15 protein-coding genes and 1 pseudogene are annotated in these 16370 nt (G+C 71.7%); 9 read left to right on the top strand and 7 right to left on the bottom strand.

Features of this window, described 5'->3' with window-relative positions; genetic code table 11:
* Positions 1-4 precede the first annotated feature (4 nt).
* Positions 5-3985: an AfsR/SARP family transcriptional regulator gene (locus SSP08S_RS09190; protein WP_019067290.1), complete on the bottom strand. Its 3981-nt coding sequence runs from the start codon at positions 3983-3985 to the stop codon at positions 5-7.
* 231 nt (positions 3986-4216) lie between these two features.
* Here SSP08S_RS09190 and SSP08S_RS09185 point away from each other — a divergent pair, with 231 nt between their 5' ends.
* Complete coding sequence (locus SSP08S_RS09185) at positions 4217-4987, top strand: site-2 protease family protein (protein WP_019067289.1); 771 nt, start codon at positions 4217-4219, stop codon at positions 4985-4987.
* Between the two features lie 8 nt (positions 4988-4995).
* On the opposite strand, the gene SSP08S_RS62490 is transcribed toward SSP08S_RS09185, so the two are convergent.
* The 3 genes from SSP08S_RS62490 to SSP08S_RS09170 all read right to left on the bottom strand — a co-directional run bounded on the left by SSP08S_RS62490 (position 4996) and on the right by SSP08S_RS09170 (position 7112).
* Positions 4996-5160, bottom strand: a complete 165-nt coding sequence (locus SSP08S_RS62490) for a hypothetical protein (protein WP_019067288.1) — start codon at positions 5158-5160, stop codon at positions 4996-4998.
* A 71-nt stretch (positions 5161-5231) separates the two neighbouring features.
* The gene (npdG, locus tag SSP08S_RS09175; protein ID WP_019067287.1) at positions 5232-5960 is read right to left on the bottom strand and encodes an NADPH-dependent F420 reductase; all 729 of its coding nucleotides are present in this window, start codon (positions 5958-5960) and stop codon (positions 5232-5234) included.
* Between the two features lie 69 nt (positions 5961-6029).
* Entirely contained in the window at positions 6030-7112 is a 1083-nt protein-coding gene (locus tag SSP08S_RS09170; RefSeq protein WP_019067286.1) for a sialidase family protein, read from the bottom strand.
* A 117-nt stretch (positions 7113-7229) separates the two neighbouring features.
* Here SSP08S_RS09170 and SSP08S_RS09165 point away from each other — a divergent pair, with 117 nt between their 5' ends.
* Positions 7230-7832 carry a hypothetical protein gene (locus SSP08S_RS09165; protein ID WP_019067285.1) on the top strand — a complete coding sequence of 201 codons (603 nt, stop codon included), beginning with the start codon at positions 7230-7232 and terminating at the stop codon, positions 7830-7832.
* A 50-nt stretch (positions 7833-7882) separates the two neighbouring features.
* Positions 7883-9178, top strand: a complete 1296-nt coding sequence (locus tag SSP08S_RS09160) for an MFS transporter (protein ID WP_019067284.1) — start codon at positions 7883-7885, stop codon at positions 9176-9178.
* On the opposite strand, the gene SSP08S_RS09155 is transcribed toward SSP08S_RS09160, so the two are convergent.
* Positions 9179-9409, bottom strand: a complete 231-nt coding sequence (locus SSP08S_RS09155; RefSeq protein WP_019067283.1) for a hypothetical protein — start codon at positions 9407-9409, stop codon at positions 9179-9181.
* 58 nt (positions 9410-9467) lie between these two features.
* Here SSP08S_RS09155 and map point away from each other — a divergent pair, with 58 nt between their 5' ends.
* A complete protein-coding gene (gene map, locus SSP08S_RS09150) occupies positions 9468-10325 on the top strand; it encodes a type I methionyl aminopeptidase (RefSeq protein WP_026178325.1) in 858 nt (285 codons plus the stop codon).
* A gap of 112 nt (positions 10326-10437) precedes the next feature.
* Positions 10438-11085, top strand: a complete 648-nt coding sequence (locus SSP08S_RS09145) for a biliverdin-producing heme oxygenase (RefSeq protein WP_019067281.1) — start codon at positions 10438-10440, stop codon at positions 11083-11085.
* A 6-nt stretch (positions 11086-11091) separates the two neighbouring features.
* Here the strand turns inward: SSP08S_RS09145 and SSP08S_RS09140 are convergent, their stop codons facing one another.
* Positions 11092-11736, bottom strand: a complete 645-nt coding sequence (locus tag SSP08S_RS09140) for a PhzF family phenazine biosynthesis protein (protein WP_019067280.1) — start codon at positions 11734-11736, stop codon at positions 11092-11094.
* Positions 11737-11801: 65 nt separating this feature from the next.
* Complete coding sequence (locus SSP08S_RS09135) at positions 11802-12248, bottom strand: HtaA domain-containing protein (protein ID WP_019067279.1); 447 nt, start codon at positions 12246-12248, stop codon at positions 11802-11804.
* Between the two features lie 23 nt (positions 12249-12271).
* Between SSP08S_RS09135 and SSP08S_RS55050 the strand changes: the two are divergent.
* The 4 genes and pseudogenes from SSP08S_RS55050 to efeO all read left to right on the top strand — a co-directional run.
* A pseudogene (locus SSP08S_RS55050) lies at positions 12272-12835 on the top strand (heme/hemin ABC transporter substrate-binding protein); the annotation flags it as partial.
* Positions 12832-13869 (top strand): FecCD family ABC transporter permease, encoded by a 1038-nt coding sequence (locus tag SSP08S_RS09125; RefSeq protein ID WP_019067277.1) that lies wholly within the window; start codon positions 12832-12834, stop codon positions 13867-13869. The pseudogene SSP08S_RS55050 and the gene SSP08S_RS09125, both read left to right, overlap by 4 nt.
* Before the next feature lie 367 nt (positions 13870-14236).
* Positions 14237-15055, top strand: a complete 819-nt coding sequence (locus SSP08S_RS09120; protein WP_019067276.1) for a heme ABC transporter ATP-binding protein — start codon at positions 14237-14239, stop codon at positions 15053-15055.
* Positions 15056-15229: 174 nt separating this feature from the next.
* A complete protein-coding gene (efeO, locus tag SSP08S_RS09115) occupies positions 15230-16366 on the top strand; it encodes an iron uptake system protein EfeO (protein ID WP_019067275.1) in 1137 nt (378 codons plus the stop codon).
* The last annotated feature ends 4 nt before the right edge of the window (positions 16367-16370 follow it).

Here is a 16370-nt window from a genome sequence, read left to right as displayed (position 1 = left end):
GGCCTCACACCAGGGCGGCGGCCTCCTTCGCGGAGAGGCCGTCGCCTTCGGCGTATCCGGCCGCGCACTCCTCGTAGGCCGCGTCGCCGAGCCTGCCGCGCGCGTGCAGTTCGGCCTGGCGGTAGGCCTCGCGTTCCATGAAGGTCGGGACGTGCCCGGGCGGCAGCAGCGCCTTCGCCGCGACGAGGCAGCGGACGCCGTCCTTGGCCCGGGCGCCGCCGTCGAACTCGGTGAGGGCGACCGCGGCGATCCCCAGGTACAGCGAGGTCATGTGCGGGGCGATGGCCTCGGACAGCGGGTCACCGGCCCGCTTCAGCGCCTTGCGGATCTTGTCCAGGGACTCCTCGTACTCGCCGTCGAGCGCCTCCACCCAGGCCTCCGAGCCGAGGATGAACGCGTCGAAGACGATGAAGTGCGCGATGTGGAACTCCTCGCGCAGCAGGCGCAGTTCCTCGCGCGCCTCCGGGATCCGGCCGGACGTGGCGAGGCGGCCGGCGAGGAACATCCGGGCGGCGGGCATCGCCTCGCTGCTCGCGCCGTGCGGCCGGTCGATGACCTCGCGCAGGATGCGCTCGCCGCGTTCGAACTCGCCCTCCTCGATGAGCACACTGCCGAGCCGGGCGCCGAGCACGGCCGTCTGCCCTCGGGCGCCGAGCCGTTCGGCGTGCTCGATCGCGGCCTCGTAGTCGGCGGCGGCGAGCCGGTACTGGCCGGTGCGCTCGCGGGCCTCGGCGCGGGCCGAGAGCGCCTCCGCGACGCCCCAGATGTCGCCGAGGCGAAGGAAGATCTCCAGCGACTCGTCGGCGTCCCGGGCCGCGTCGCCCGCCCAGTCGGTGCGGTTGGCGAGCATGTTGGCGCGCATCTGGAGGGTGGTGGCGAGCTCCCACTCCATGCCCGGGTTGGTCCGGCAGGTGTGGACGTCGGCGTCGAGGATCGCGGGCAGCCGCTCCACGCTGCCGCTCAGCATCACGGCGAAGAACCAGAACATGCCGGGCGTACGACAGGTCTGCGGCAGGCCCGGTTCGTAGACCTGGGCGATGAGGCCCAGCTTCTCCTTCGCCGCCGGTGTCTCCCAGGCGTCCAACTCCGTGTCCATGCAGGCGAGATGGGCGAGATGGAGACCGCGCCGGGCCTCGGCGAGGAGTTCTCCGGTGAGCGGGGGCGGGATGTCGGTGCAGCGCTCCCAGACCGGGGCGGCGCGCTGGACGGGGGCCGCGAAGGGGTCGGGGCCCAGGGCCATGACCTCGACGCACCAGTTGCGGGCCTCGATGCGGACGTCGCGCATCTGCCAGTACCAGACCAGCGACAGGACGAGGCAGAGGGCCTCCTGCTCGTCGCGCTCGGCGACGGCGTGCCGCAGGGCGGTGCGGAGGTTCTCGTACTCGCGCTCCAGCCGCTCCACGGCGGCGAGTTGGCCGGGGCCGCGCAGCAACGGGTCGGTGGTGCGGGCGAGTTCGCGGTAGTACGTCAGGTGGGCGCGCTCGGCGGCGGGGCGGCGGCCGGACTCGGCGAGCCGTTCGCCCGCGTACTCGGCGACGGTCTCCAGGAGCCGGTAGCGCATCTCCCCCTCGCCCGAAGGGGCCGCCACGACAAGGGACTTGTCGACGAGGGAGCCGAGCGTCTCGAACGCGACGGGTCCGCACACGGCCTCGGCGGCGGCGAGGTCGCAGCCGCCGGCGAAGACGGAGAGGGTGCTCAGTACGTCCCGTTCGTCCGCGTCGAGCAGGTCCCAGGACCAGTCGACGACGGCCCGCAGGGTCTGCTGGCGGGGCAGGAGCGTACGGCTGCCCGAAGTGAGCAGCCGGAAGCGGTCGTCGAGCCGGTCGGCGATCTGACGCGGCGTCAACATCCGTAGCCTGGCGGCCGCAAGTTCGATCGCGAGGGGCATCCCGTCGAGCCGCCGGCAGATCTCGGCACAGGCCTCGATGTCGTCCTCGACCGAGAATCCCGGCCGGGCCGCCGCGCCCCGCTCGGCGAGCAGCCGTAGCGCGACGGGGTCGGGCAGGGGCTCCACCGGGCGCAGCAACTCCCCCGGTACGCCCAGGGGTTCGCGGCTGGTGGCGAGCACGGTGAGCTCGGGGCAGCGCTCCAGCAGGGCCTCCACGAGGCGGGCGGCCGCGTCCACGACGTGCTCGCAGTTGTCGAGGACGATCAGCATCCGGCGCCGGCCGCAGTGCTCGGCGAGCCGCTCCACGGGGTCGTCGTGCCGGTCTCCCCCGGCGGCCCGGATCGCCTCGGCACCGGCGCCGTACATCACGGTCTCGCGCGCCCCGAGGGCGGTGAGCACGGCCTCCGGTACGGCCTCGGGATCGTCGACGGGGGCGAGTTCGGCCAGCCACACCCCGTCCCGCGACGCGTACCGCACCCGCTCGGCAGCCTCCTGCGAAAGCCGCGTCTTCCCCGCCCCACCGGGCCCGAGCAGGGTCACAAGACGGGCCGCCGCGATGTCCCCGCGGATGGCCTCGATGTCGGCCTCCCGACCGACGAAGGAGGTGAGACGGGCGCGGAGGTTGCCAGGGGGCGGGGCAGTGTCGTCGTAGACGGCGGCGGAAGCGGACCGGCCGGAATCGGCGCCACCGGCGAACTCGCCTTGCCCACCGGGTGCGTTGCCGTCACCCGGTCCGCCGGGGCGGTCGTGGGCGCCGGGTCCGCCGGAACCGGAGTGCACGCGGGACCCGTCGGGACCGGAGTACGCGCCGGACTCACCAGGACCGGAGTGCACGCCCGGCCCGCCGGAGCCAAAGCTCGCGCCGGACCCACCGGAGCCGTAGGACCCGCCGGACCCACCAGGGCCGGAGTGTGCACCGGACCCATCGGGGCCGTAGTGCACGCCAGATCCACCGGAACCGGAGTACCCGCCGGACCCACCAGGACCGGAGTGCACGCCCGGTCCGCCGGGGCCAAAGTTGGCGCCGGACCCACCGGAGCCGTAGGACCCGCCAGACCCACCCGAACCGGAGTACGCACCGGACTCACCAGGACCGGAGTGCACGCCCGGTCCGCCGGGGCCAAAGTTGGCGCCGGACCCACCGGAGCCGTAGGACCCGCCCGACCCACCCGAACCGGAGTACGCGCCCGACCCACCCGAACCGGAGTACGCGCCCGACCCACCAGGACCGGAGTGCACGCCCGGTCCGCCGGAATCGGAGTGCGCGCCAGACCCACCAGGACCGTTGTGCGTGCCCGGTCCGCCGCCGGTCCCGGTGCGGCCGCCGAGCGCAGCGGGTGCCGTGGCGCCGCCACCGGTTCCGCCATCGGCCGGACTGAGCAACTCACCGTGCAGCGCGCGCAGTTCGGGCCCCGGGTCGGAGCCGAGGCGGTCCGCGAGGAGTTGGCGTATGTCCTCGTAGGCGGCCAGTGCCTCCGCTGTGCGGCCGGTGGCTCGGAGGGCCTGGAGGCGGAGGGACTGGAGGGGTTCGTCGAGGGGGTGGGTGTCGCAGAGGGCGGTCAGTTCGGGGAGGGCGGTGTCCGCTTCACCCAGGGCGAGGGCCGCCGTGAGGCGGGCGCGGCGGGCGTCGAGGTGGCGGGTCTCCCGGCGGGCCGCCTCCGCCGTACGGTCGGGGAGGTCCGCGAGGGGCGGGCCGGTCCACAGGGCGAGCGCGTCGTCCAGGGCCTCGGCCGCCTTGGCCGGGTTGCCGTCGGCCAGCGCCCGCAGCCCCTCGCCGGTCAGCCGCTCGAAACGGTGCAGGTCGATGTCGTCGGCGGCCACGGCGAGCCGGTAGCCGCTCTCCGTGGAGCCGATCGCGTCCGCGCCGAGCGCCCGGCGCAACCTGCCCACCAGCGCCTGCAGCGCGCCCGTCGCGTCGGCGGGCGGGTCGGCGCCCCACACCTCGTCCACCAGGAAGCTCGCGGGCACGGCCCGGCCGGGCCGCAGGGCGAGCACGGTGAGCAGGGCGCGCAGCCGCGCCCCGCCGACCGGGACGGGGGTGCCGTCGGGGCGCAGTGCCTGGGTGGTGCCGAGAATGCGATAGCGCACGGGGTCCATTGTCTCTGGTGGCGGCGGAAGCGGTCACGGGGTTGGGGCGGCGCGGCGCCGGGCACGGCGTACGAGAGCCGCCGCCCCGGAGAGGGGGGTGACGGGGTCGCGGATCGCGTGCCAGAGTCCCATGCGCCCACCTTCCCCGGAACCGGTGGCCACCCGCGAGACGTTTTCCCCTCTGCCCGGTACCGTCGGGCTTCGCGCGATCCACCGACCCCCAGCAGGGAGCCCACCCCCATGACCGCCACCACCACCCGCCCGAGCGACCGGCGGATCAGTCCCGTCTTCCTCGGGATCCTGGCCGTCACGGCGGTGACCGGCTGGGCCACCTGGACCGGGTTCGCCGAGAAGCCGGGCATCGCCGTGTTCCTGTTCGTGACGGCCGCCTGGATCGTCTCCCTGTGTCTGCACGAGTACGCGCACGCGCGCACCGCGCTGCACAGCGGTGACATCTCGATCGGCTCGAAGGGCTATCTGACCCTCAACCCGCTGAAGTACACGCACGCGCTGCTCAGCATCGTGCTGCCGGTGATCTTCGTCATCATGGGCGGCATCGGGCTGCCGGGCGGCGCGGTGTTCATCGAGCGGGGCCGCATCCACGGCCGCTGGAAGCACAGCCTGATCTCGGCGGCCGGCCCGCTGACGAACGTCCTGTTCGCGGCGGTCTGCACGGCCCCGTTCTGGCTGCACGCCCTCGACGGGGTGCCGGCCGAGTTCCAGTACGCGCTGGCCTTCCTGGCCCTGCTCCAGGTGACCGCGGCGATCCTGAACTTCCTGCCGGTGCCGGGCCTGGACGGCTACGGCGTGATCGAGCCCTGGCTGTCGAACGACATCAAGCGGCAGGTCGAGCCGTTCGCGCCGTTCGGCCTGCTGTTCGTGTTCGCGCTGCTGTGGGTGCCGTCGATCAACCGGGAGTTCTTCGACATGATCGACGCGATCCTGCGGGGCCTGGGCGTCAGCGACTGGGCGACGTCGTACGGCTACAGCCTCTACCAGTTCTGGCGCTAGGAAAGGTCTCAGGCCGCGCGGCCGCGCTTCAGGTAGTACCAGCACATGTTGGACGAGAGCCCCGCGAGCAGGACCCACACGATGCCGATCCAGCTGCCCTCCACGAAGGAGACGACCGCGGCCGCCACGGCGAGCAGGCAGACGACGAGGGCGTAGAGGGCGAGGCGGGGCATGGGATCGGCTCCTGTCGGCGGAACGAGGGGGACGCTGGTGCGGTCGGTCGCCACCAGTGTCCCCCACCCGCTCAGACGTCCGTGACGCGCAGTCCCGCGTGTGCCTTGTAGCGGCGGTTGACCGAGATCAGGTTCGCGACCAGGGACTCCACCTGGTGGGCGTTGCGCAGCCGGCCCGCGAAGACACCCCGCATGCCGGGGATACGGCCGGCCAGCGCCTGCACGATCTCGACGTCGGCGCGCTCCTCGCCCAGCACCATGACGTCCGTGTCGATCTCGTCGATCTCCGTGTCCATGAGCAGGACGGCCGACAGGTGGTGGAAGGCGGCGGCGACCCGCGAGTCCGGCAGCAGGGCGGCGGCCTGTTCGGCGGCGCTGCCCTCCTCCGGCTTCAGCGCGTAGGCGCCCTTCTTGTCGAAACCGAGCGGGTTCACGCAGTCGACGACGAGCTTCCCGGCCAGCTCCTCGCGCAGCGACTCCAGCGTCTTGCCGTGGCCGTCCCAGGGCACGGCGACGATCACGACGTCGCTGCGGCGCGCGGTCTCCGCGTTGTCGGCGCCCTCGACACCGTGGCCGAGTTCGTCGGCGGCGGCCTGCGCGCGCTCGGCGGCACGGGAGCCGATGATCACCTTCTGGCCGGCCTTGGCGAGCCGGTAGGCGAGGCCCTTGCCCTGCGGCCCGGTCCCGCCGAGCACGCCGACGACCAGTCCGGAGACGTCGGGGAGATCCCACGGGTCCTTGGCGGGGGCCTTCGCCGGGGGCGTCGCGGGGGTCTGTGCAGCACTGTCGGTAGAGGTCATGGGCCGACTTTACGTCCGCCTTCCCCTACGTATCGGCTCAGGTGAGGTCCGTCACGGGCGCCCGTCGGCTCAGCCGAGGTCGCTCACCGCCACGCGCCGGAACGTGATCGTCTCGTACGCCCCGAAGTCCCCGGTCTCGTAGAGGAGTCCGACCGTGTCGTCGTCGACGCGGACGAGGTCGGAGTAGGCGGCGGGCAGGCCGTCGACGGTGAACGCCGGGCGCCAGGTGGTGCCGCCGTCGGCCGAGGCGCGCAGGGTCATCAGGGCGCGGGCGGCCGGGTCGCCGGGGCCGGAGTACAACAGCACGTCGGGGTCGCGGAGTTGGAGGACGCTGCCCTCGCAGACGGGGGCGGCGAGGCCGGCCTGCGGGCGGAACGGCTTGACGAGGGTCTTCCCGCCGTCCTCGGAGTAGGCGTCGGCGCGGTTGCCGGGGGACGGGGAGTCGTTGCGGGTGTTGAAGTAGACGCGCCCGTCGGGGAGTTCGGCGGCGGTGGTCTCGTTGCAGTTGATGTAGCCGTCGGTGTTCTCGTCGACGTAGCCGAGGGACCAGGTCTCGCCGCCGTCGTCGCTGAGCAGGCAGTGGCCGCTGTTGTACTTGGCCTCGTTGCCGACGTCGGTGCCGGTGGGCGGGACGGTGTGGTTGCCGGGGACGACCACGCGGCCGGTGCTCAGCTGGATCGCGTGCCCGGGGGTGGTGGCGTACCAGCGCCACTCGGGCTTCTTCACCTGCTCGGTGATCTCCTTCGGGCTGGACCAGGTGACCCCGTCGTCGTCGCTGTAGCGCACCCACGCCCGCCGCCCGTCGGCCGGCTTCACCTTGCCGCGCAGGATGGCGTCCTCGCTCGCGGCGGCGGCCGAGCGGACGTGGACGAGCAGGATGCGGCCGGTGTCCAGGACGACGGGGGCCGGATTGCCCGCGAGGTCGGTGCCGTTGTCGGCGGCGACGGTCTGAGGGCCCCACGTGCGGCCGCCGTCCGTGGAGCGGCGCAGCACGATGTCGATGTGGCCGTAGTCGCTCGCGGAGGCCACCCGGCCCTCGCAGAACGCGAGGACGGTACCGGCGCGGGAGACCACGACCGCCGGGATCCGGTAACTCGCGTAGCCCCCTTGGCCGGCGCGGAAGGGGACGGTGACGTCTGCGGGGTCTGTCATGGGGTGGCTCCTTGTGCGACGTGCGGCGGGGCGGATGAGCCCGCACCTTCCCCAAGTCGGGCGAATTCGCGGTGAACTCCACGTCACGAGTGGCCGGTTGCGGCAGGATGCGCGGACATGGACGCCGTACGGGTCGCGCTGCTGCGTGAAGTGCTCGCCGGGACCGAGTGGTTGGGGGCCACGCGGCGGTTCGCCGGGGTCCTGCGCGGGTCCGTGGTGGCGCACGGGGGCGGGCTGCTGCTGGTGGGCACGCCCGCGTACGAGCCGTGGCATCTCGCGGCGCATCTGGTCGACGAGGCCGCCTGGTCGGGCACACCGGAACTGGCCCCGACTCTCGTACGGCACGACGCGCGCCCCTCCGATCCGGCCCATCTGGCCGTCGGACTCGGCCGGATCGAGGCGGCCAGGCGCGGCGAGACACTGCTCGTGGTGTCGCCGGAGGGGCCCGGTGATCCGCTCCTTGAACGGGTGCACGACGCCCGCCGGGCCGGGGCGACCGTCCTCTCCCTCGGCTCCGAGGACCGCGAACTGGCGTCCCTGGCCCACGAGTCGCTCGCCGTACCGGAGGGCACGGACCTGGACCTCGACACGGTGCAGCATCTCGTGAGTGCGGCGGCCGGGGAGAACGTGTTGCCGGCGGCGCGGGGGCGGAGGCGTTTCCGGGACCGGTTGTCGCGGCTGACCGACCAACTGACGGCCCCGCCGCCCGCCCGTTGGTAGGGCACAAAAGCAGTTGCCCGCGGCGACTCCCCATCCAACGATGCTCTGTTGTGACCGCCTCCGGCCTGCGCGCCCTCCTCCCCGACCTCGCCCCCTGGCATGCCTCCGCCGACTTCCGCAGGCTCTGGGTCGCGGGCCTGATCTCGAACTTCGGGAACTTCCTGTCCTTCGTCGCGCTCCCGGTGCAGATGAAGGAACTCACCGGCTCCGCCGCGGCGGTGGGCGCGATCGGGGCCGTAGAACTCGTGCCGCTGATCGTGTTCGGGCTCTACGGCGGTGCGCTCGCCGACGCGTGGGACAAGCGGAAGCTGATCGTCTGGACCGAGGCCGGGCTCGGTGTGCTGTGCGGGGCGCTGCTGCTCAACTCGCTGCTGCCGAAGCCCGCCGTATGGCCACTGTACGTGATCGCGGCGCTGACTTCCGTCCTCGGTTCGGTCCAGCGGCCGGCCCTGGACTCGCTGTGGCCGCGGATCGTGGCCCACGAGCACATGACGGCCGCGTCCGCGCTCAACTCCCTGCGCTGGACGGTCGGCGGGGTCGTGGGCCCGGCGCTGGCGGGTGTGGTGGTGGCGTTCGCGGGGCTGCCCTACGCGTACGCGGCGGACACGCTGACGTTCGTCGTGTCCGTGGTCCTGATCTTCCGGATCGCCGCCTCCCCCAGGGCTCATGAGGCGCAGAAGCCCTCGCTGCGGTCGATCGCCGAGGGCGCCCGGTACGCGTGGAGCCGCAAGGAGCTGCTCGGGACGTACGCGATCGACCTCGCGGCGATGTTCTTCGCGATGCCGCTGGCGGTGCTGCCGTTCCTCGCGGACGATCTGCACGCCGAGTGGGCCCTCGGGCTGATGTACTCGACGGTCCCGGCGGGTGCCCTGCTGGTCAGTGTGACCAGCGGCTGGACCTCGCGGATCCACCGGCACGGGCGGATGGTGGTGCTGGCCGCCGCGCTGTGGGGCGTGGCGATCGCCTGCGCGGGTGCCGTGGGCAACGTATGGCTGGTGCTGCTGTTCCTGACCGTCGCGGGCGGCTGCGACATGGTGAGCGGGATCTTCCGCGCGGTGATCTGGAACCAGACGATCCCGGACGAGCTGCGCGGCCGGCTCGCCGGGATCGAGCTGCTGTCCTACTCGGTGGGCCCGCAGCTGGGCCAGGTCAGGTCCGGTGGCATGGCCGCGCTGGCCGGGGTGCGGACCTCGGTGTGGGCGGGCGGGCTGATGTGCGTGGGCGCGGTGGGGCTGCTGGCGGCGGGACTGCCGAAGCTGATGTCGTACGACGCGAGGACGGACGAGCACGCGCTGCGGCTGAAGGCGCAGCGCGCCGCCGGCGCCCCTGCCGGTGCCGGTGCCTGATCAGTCCTCGTCGGCGCTCCCCTTCGTGGCGTCGTGCCACTTCGGGTCGTTCTCCCACTCCAGGTTGCGCTCGCGGGCCGTCTCCATCGCGTGCTCGGCCTCCGCGCGGGTGGCGTACGGCCCGAAGCGGTCCTTGGCGGGGCACTCCGGCCCCTCCTCGACCTTCTTGTGCTCGAGGCAGTAGTACCACTCGCCGGGCTTCCCGACCGTGCGCTTCTTGAACAGGGCCATCAACGGCTCCTTTCCCTACGGCCATGTTCCCCCATGTCCGCTGGTTAGACTCGCTGGCATGTCTGGCCAGTCGCTGCTCGTACCAGGGGAGCTCTCTCCCACCCGTTCCGTGCCCGGAAACATCCGTCGCCCCGAGTACGTCGGCAAGCCCGCGCCGACCCCGTACACGGGGCCGGAGGTGCAGACGCCCGAGACGATCGAGGCGATGCGGATCGCCGGGCGGATCGCCGCGCGGGCGATGGCGGAGGCCGCGAAGGTCATCTCGCCGGGTGTGACCACGGACGAACTCGACCGGGTGGCGCACGAGTACATGTGCGACCACGGCGCCTATCCGTCCACGCTCGGCTACCGCGGCTTCCCCAAGTCCCTGTGCACCTCCCTCAACGAGGTGATCTGCCACGGCATTCCGGACTCCACCGTGCTGCGCGACGGCGACATCATCAACCTCGACGTGACGGCGTACATCGGCGGGGTGCACGGCGACAACAACGCGACGTACCTGGTCGGCGACGTCGACGAGGAGAGCCGCCTGCTGGTCGAGCGCACCCGCGAGTCCCTGGACCGCGCGATCAAGGCGGTCAAGCCCGGCCGCCAGATCAACATCATCGGCCGGGTCATCGAGTCGTACGCCAAGCGCTTCGGGTACGGCGTGGTCCGGGACTTCACCGGCCACGGCATCAACTCGTCCTTCCACTCCGGCCTGATCGTCCCGCACTACGACAGCCCGCACGCGACGACGGTCATCCAGCCCGGGATGACGTTCACGATCGAGCCGATGCTGACGCTGGGCACGCACGAGTACGACATGTGGGACGACGGGTGGACGGTCGTCACGAAGGACTGCAAGCGGACGGCACAGTTCGAGCACACGCTGGTGGTGACGGAGACGGGGGCGGAGGTTCTCACGCTGCCGTAGCAGGTCAGGACCCGTCCTCCGCTGAGGGCGGGTCTTTTCTTGTACGCTTTTACCGACAGGATGTCGGTAAACCTGTTGACTTAGGTAAGGCTTACCTTAGAGGATAGAGCTCATGGACTCCTTCTCGACAGTCATCCGCACCGCGTCCCACGAACAGCATGTGGAGGCCGAGACCTCCACCTTCATGAGCGATCTGCTCGGCGGCCGGCTGGGCGTGGACGCGTACGCCCGCTACACCGAGCAACTGTGGTTCGTGTACGGGGCGTTGGAGACCGGTACGGGGCGGCTGGCGGCGGACCCGGTGACCGGCCCGTTCATCCGGGCCGAGTTGTTCCGCCTGCCGGCGCTGGAGCGGGACCTGGAGCATCTGCGGGGCGCGGACTGGCGCACGGGACTGACCGCGCTGCCCGCCACCCAGGCCTACGCGGACCGGGTACGGGAGTGCGCGGAGTCATGGCCGGCCGGCTACATCGCCCACCACTACACGCGCTACCTCGGCGACCTCTCCGGCGGCCAGATCATCCGCGACAAGGCGGAGCGGACGTGGGGGTTCTCGCGGAAGGGCGACGGCGTGCGCTTCTACGTCTTCGAGGGGATCGGCAACCCGGCCGCGTTCAAGCGGGGGTACCGCGAACTGCTGGACGGCATCCGGGTCGACGACCTGGAGAAGCAGCGGATCGTGGCGGAGTGCAAGCGGGCGTTCGCGCTCAACACCGGGGTGTTCCGGGCGTTGGGCGAGGAGTTCCCGCTGAGCGCGTGACGCGGGCTAGCGCTCCAGGAACACCCGGCCGCCGACCTCCACCCAACCCCCCGGCTGCGGAGCCGTGAGTATCTGCGACCCCGCACCCTGAGCGATGTTGAGGGCGCGGCCCAGCTGGTCGGTCAGCAGCAGTGCCGCCGCGCCCGTCGCCTCGTCCTCGTGGATGCCGTCGTCGCGGCCGGGGAAAGCGCGGGCACGGATACGGCCGGCCGCCTCGTCCTCCCAGGCCCAGGCGTAGATCCACTCGCCGGGCGGGGGCACGGGCAGGGCGTCGACCTCGGAGGCGGTGGCGTACTGGCGGAGGGTGCGCGGCGGGGCCCACTCCGGGAGGGCCTCGATCCAGCTGAACTCGCCGTCGAGACGGGCGCCCACGATGCCTGCGGGCGTGACCAGTTCGGGTATGTCCAGGAGCCAGGCCGTGCCGACGCAGGGGTGACCGGCGAAGGGCAGGCGCAGGGTGGGCGTGTAGATGTCGATGACCCCGCGCTCGGGGTCGTCGACGAACACCGTCTCGCTGAAGCCGAGTTTCCCGGCGAACACCTGTCGCTCGTCCGGGTCCGGCATGACGGAACCCTCGCGGACGACGCCGAGTTCGTTGCCGTATCCGCCACTTGGGCCGCAGAAGACACGCAGTACGTCGTAGTCGGTCACGAGGGAATTGAAACACCCGTCGGGGCGGTCCCGTGCATCGAGTACGGGACCGCCCCGGCACAGGCTCACGCCTCCGTACGCCGTCTGCGCATCGCGAAGACCACGCCCGCGCCCGCCGCCACGGTGACCGCGGCCGCCGTGCCGAGGGCCGTCGCCGGTATGCCGGAGCCCGTCGAGGCGAGGGAGCCGGTCGTGCTGCCTGTCGTGGAGCCGGTGACGCCGCCCGAAGTCGAGCCTGTCGTACCGGAGTTGTCGGAGGAGCCCGTACCGGTCGTCGACGAGGGGTCGTCCGAGGGGAGGTCGGCGTCGTCGGTCAGCGCCACCGTCAGGTTCAGCGGGTCGAGGGTCGCACCGGTCTCGTAGAAGCCGCCGAAGGCCTTCGCGCCGGCTGCGGTCAGGGTGGTGGTGACGTCGTCGAGGGTGATGACGTCGTTCTTGGCGGTGAGGTCGGTCGAACCCGCCTTCAGGTCGGCCAGGACCACCTCTTCGGACTTCTCGCCCAGGCTCGTCACGTCCGCCGTCAGTTTGCCGGTGTCGCCGTCGAGGCGTCCCGGTGCTGGTCGTCGATCCGGCACAGGGGCTGGCGGATGTCGGCCCGCGCATCCGGGCGGTGGCCGACGCGCTCGGTGTACCGGCGGCCGGCAAGGAGCTGACCAAGCGCTCGGAGGACCGGATCGCCGCCGTACGCAAGGCGATTCCGGCGCGCGAGGAGAAGCCACGGGTCGCGTTCCTCTATCTGCGCGGGTCCGCGTCCGTGTATCTCATCGGCGGCAAGGGCTCGGGCGCGACCTCGCTCCTGGAGGCGGCCGGGGCGGTCGACGCGGGCGCGGAGTCCGGGCTGGAACAGGACTTCACGGCCATCACCACCGAGGCGCTCGCGAAGGCCGCGCCGGACGCGATTCTCGTCATGACCAAGGGACTTGAGTCGGTCGGCGGGCTCGACGGGCTGGTGAAGATCCCTGGAGTCGCGCAGACCCCGGCCGGGATGGACCGGCGGGTCGTGTCGGTCGAGGACGGGGTGCTGCTCAACTACGGGCCGCGCACCGACCAGGTACTCAGGTCGATCGTGCACCAGTTGTACGGGGACGACACCAAGTGAGACGCAAGTACGGCACCGCCTGGCTGCTCACCGCCGGGCTGGTCCTCGCCCTGCTCGTTCTCGTGCCGGTGGCCGCGGGACTGGGCGCGTACCCCGTCCCGGTGGGTGATGTCCTCTCCTCCGTGCAGCACCGACTGGGGCTCGGCGGGGGCGCATTGGGGCGGGTACCGGAGTCGGTCCTGTGGAACGTCCGCTTTCCCCGGATCGTGCTCGCGCTGCTCGTCGGGGCCTCGCTCGGCTGCGCGGGGGCGTTGATGCAGGGCGTGTTCGGGAATCCGCTCGCCGAACCGGGGGTCATCGGGGTGTCCTCGGGGGCGGCGGTGGGCGCGGTCGCGGTGATCGCGCTCGGGCTGGACTTCCTCGGTACGTGGACGGTGTCCGCCGTGGCGTTCGTCTCCGGGCTCGCGACGGTTCTGCTGGTCTACGCGATGTCGCGCTCGGGCGGTCGTACGGAGGTCGTGACGCTGATCCTCACGGGGATCGCGGTGAACGCGTTCGCGGGGGCGCTGATCGGTCTGTTCCTGTTCTTCGCGGACACCGCGGCCGTCAACCAGATCACCTTCTGGCAGCTCGGTTCGCTCTCCCAGGCGACCTGGCCGAAGGTCCTCGCGGTCCTGCCGTGCGCGGTGGTCGGGCTGACCCTCGCGCCGCTGTACGCCGGCCGGCTGGACCTGCTGGCCCTCGGTGAACGCCCCGCGCGCCACTTGGGAGTTGACGTCGAACGGCTCCGTGTCGTCCTGGTCCTGGTCATCGCGCTGCTCACGGCGGCGGCGGTCAGCCTCTCCGGGATCATCAGTTTCGTCGGCCTGGTCGTACCGCATCTGCTGCGGATGGCGGCGGGGCCGGGGCACCGCTTTCTGATCCCGGCGAGTGCGCTGCTGGGTGCGCTGGTGCTCCTGGGCGCCGACCTGACCGCCCGCACGGTCGCGGCTCCGGCGGAGCTCCCGCTGGGGGTTCTGACGGCACTGATCGGGAGCCCGTTCTTCTTCTGGCTGCTGCGGAGGGCGCGGCGCGGGCAGGGGGGCTGGGCGTGAACCGGGTCCCACCGAGACTGCCACTGGATGTGCGTTGGGGAGTGCAGGCCGGTGGCGGCTGGTCGCGCAGTTCCCCGCGCCCCTTCTACTCCGACCGCCCGTTCTTCTCCGTCGGCCCGTTTCCCGCTTCCCGGCCGACACTGCCCCTGGATGCGCTTTGGGGGGTGCGGGCCGGTGGGGGCTGGTCGCGCAGTTCCCCGCGCCCCTTCTGCTCCGGCCGCCAGTTTTCCACCGCGCGCCAACTCCCCTCCACCCGCCAACTTGCCTCCGCCCGCCGACTCTTCTCCGCCGCAACGGCGCTCAGCCCCCGCGAACCATCCCGGCGGTGCCGAACAACCTTCACCCCTCCCACCCTCGGAGCCCGCGCATGAGACTCCTCCGCAGTCGCCCCGAGCCTCCCGCCCACGCCGAGCCGGGCGACATCCTCGCCGAGGCCGAGGACCTGCACCTCGATCTCGGCCGGCGCAGCGTGCTGCGCGGCGTCTCCGTGTGCGTCCGGGCCGGTGAGGTGCTGGCGCTCGTCGGGCCCAACGGGGCCGGTAAGTCAACCCTGTTGGGGGCGCTCGCGGCGGATCTTCCGGCCGCCGCAGGGGTCGTACGGATCCACGGTCGGCCCGCCGCCGAGTGGTCCGCTCCCGAACTCGCCCTGCGTCGCGCCGTACTCCCCCAATCGGCCACGCTGTCCTTTCCGTTCACCGTCGAAGAGGTCGTACGGATGGGGCGGGCGCCGCACGCGAGCACCCCCGCCGAGGACGATCTCGCCGTCGCGGAGGCGATGGCGCGGGCGGAGGTGACGGACTTCGCGCCACGGCCGTTCTCGGCGCTGAGTGGTGGCGAGCGGGCCCGGGTCGCGCTCGCCCGGGTGCTCGCGCAGCGGGCGCCGCTGGTGCTGCTGGACGAACCGACGGCCGCGCTGGACCTCCGGCACCAGGAACTGGTGCTGCGGCTGTGCCGGGAAAGGGCGCACGCGGGGGACGCGGTGGTCGTGGTGCTGCACGATCTCGCGCTGGCCGCCGCCTACGCGCACCGGGTCGCGATTCTGCGCGCCGGTCGTGTCGCCGCGGACGGTCCGCCGGAGGAGGTTTTCACCGAGGCGTTGCTTTCGGACGTCTACGACCAGCCGGTTGAGGTGTTTCCGCATCCGCGCACGGGGGTGGCCGTCGTGGCCCCGCGACGGCTCGCTTGACTTTTTCTTGACTTCTCCTTGGCATTCATTTTTCGCCATCGAGATCAAGCCGTGTCTGTGATTTTTCTGTGGGCAGTGAATACCCACCCGGGCGGGTATGAGTGAGGTAAGCCTCAGGTAAGTTAGGGCAGCCTCACCACACCGCCTCACCAGACACTCCCGCTTGGAGCCTGCATGCGTGCCGTCCGACTTCCCGTCGTCACCGCTGTCGCCACCGCGGCCGCACTGACCGCCGTCACGGCGTGCACCGCGAAGAGCGACGCCAAGGACGGTGACGCGATCCAGGTCACCGCGGCCGACTCCAAGTGCACGACCTCGACGAAGTCGATACCGGCAGGCCAGGTCACGCTGAAGATCGAGAACACCGGCTCGAAGGCGACCGAGGTCGAGATCCTCTTCCCGGACGACCGGATCGTCTCCGAGAAGGAGAACATCGGCCCGGGGACGAAGTACACGCTCACCGCCGAGGTGAAGGCCGGGTCGTACGAGATCGCCTGCCGGCCCGGGATGAAGGGGCACGGCGTTCGGCAGAAGCTGACCGTCACCGGGGGAAGCGTCGCCAAGCGTGATCCGAAGCTGGACGCCGCCGTCGCCGCCTACCGCGAGTACGCGCAGAGCGAGGCCGACGCGACGATCCCGAAGGTGGAGACCTTCGTCAACGCCATCAAGGCCGGTGACATCACGGCCGCCAAGAACGCCTACGCCCCCTCCCGCGTCGGCTGGGAGACCACCGAGCCGATCGCCGAGTCGTTCGGGGACATCGACCCCAAGACCGACACCCGCGTCAACGACCTGGAGAAGGGCCAGAAGTGGACCGGCTGGCACGCGCTGGAGAAGGCCCTGTGGGTGGACAAGAAGGTCGGCGCCGAGCAGAAGGCACTGGCCGATGAGCTGCTCACCGACCTGAAGGACTGGCAGAAGCGGGTCGGCAAGGCGGAGATCACCCCGACCTCCATGGCCAACGGCGCCAAGGAACTCCTCGACGAGGTCGCCACCGGCAAGGTCACCGGCGAGGAGGACCGTTACTCGCACACCGACCTGAGCGACTTCAAGGCCAACGTCGACGGCGCGGAGAAGGCGTACGAGCTGCTGAAGCCGGTCGCGCAGAAGAACGACGCGGCGCTGACCGCCGAGCTGGACAAGCAGTTCGCCGCGATCGACACGCTGCTCGACAAGTACCGCTCCACGTCGACCTCGGACGGCTTCGTGTCGTACGACAAGGTCACCGCGGACCAGCGCAAGGAACTGTCGGACGCGGTCAACGCGCTCGCGGAGCCGCTGTCCAAGCTCGCCGCCGCCGTTGTGAAGTAGGCGA

The organism is Streptomyces hokutonensis (assembly GCF_000376565.1).
Lineage (GTDB): Bacteria > Actinomycetota > Actinomycetes > Streptomycetales > Streptomycetaceae > Streptomyces > Streptomyces hokutonensis.
The sequence above is the reverse complement of the archived record's forward strand: the minus strand, read 5'-3'. Positions and strand labels throughout refer to the sequence as shown.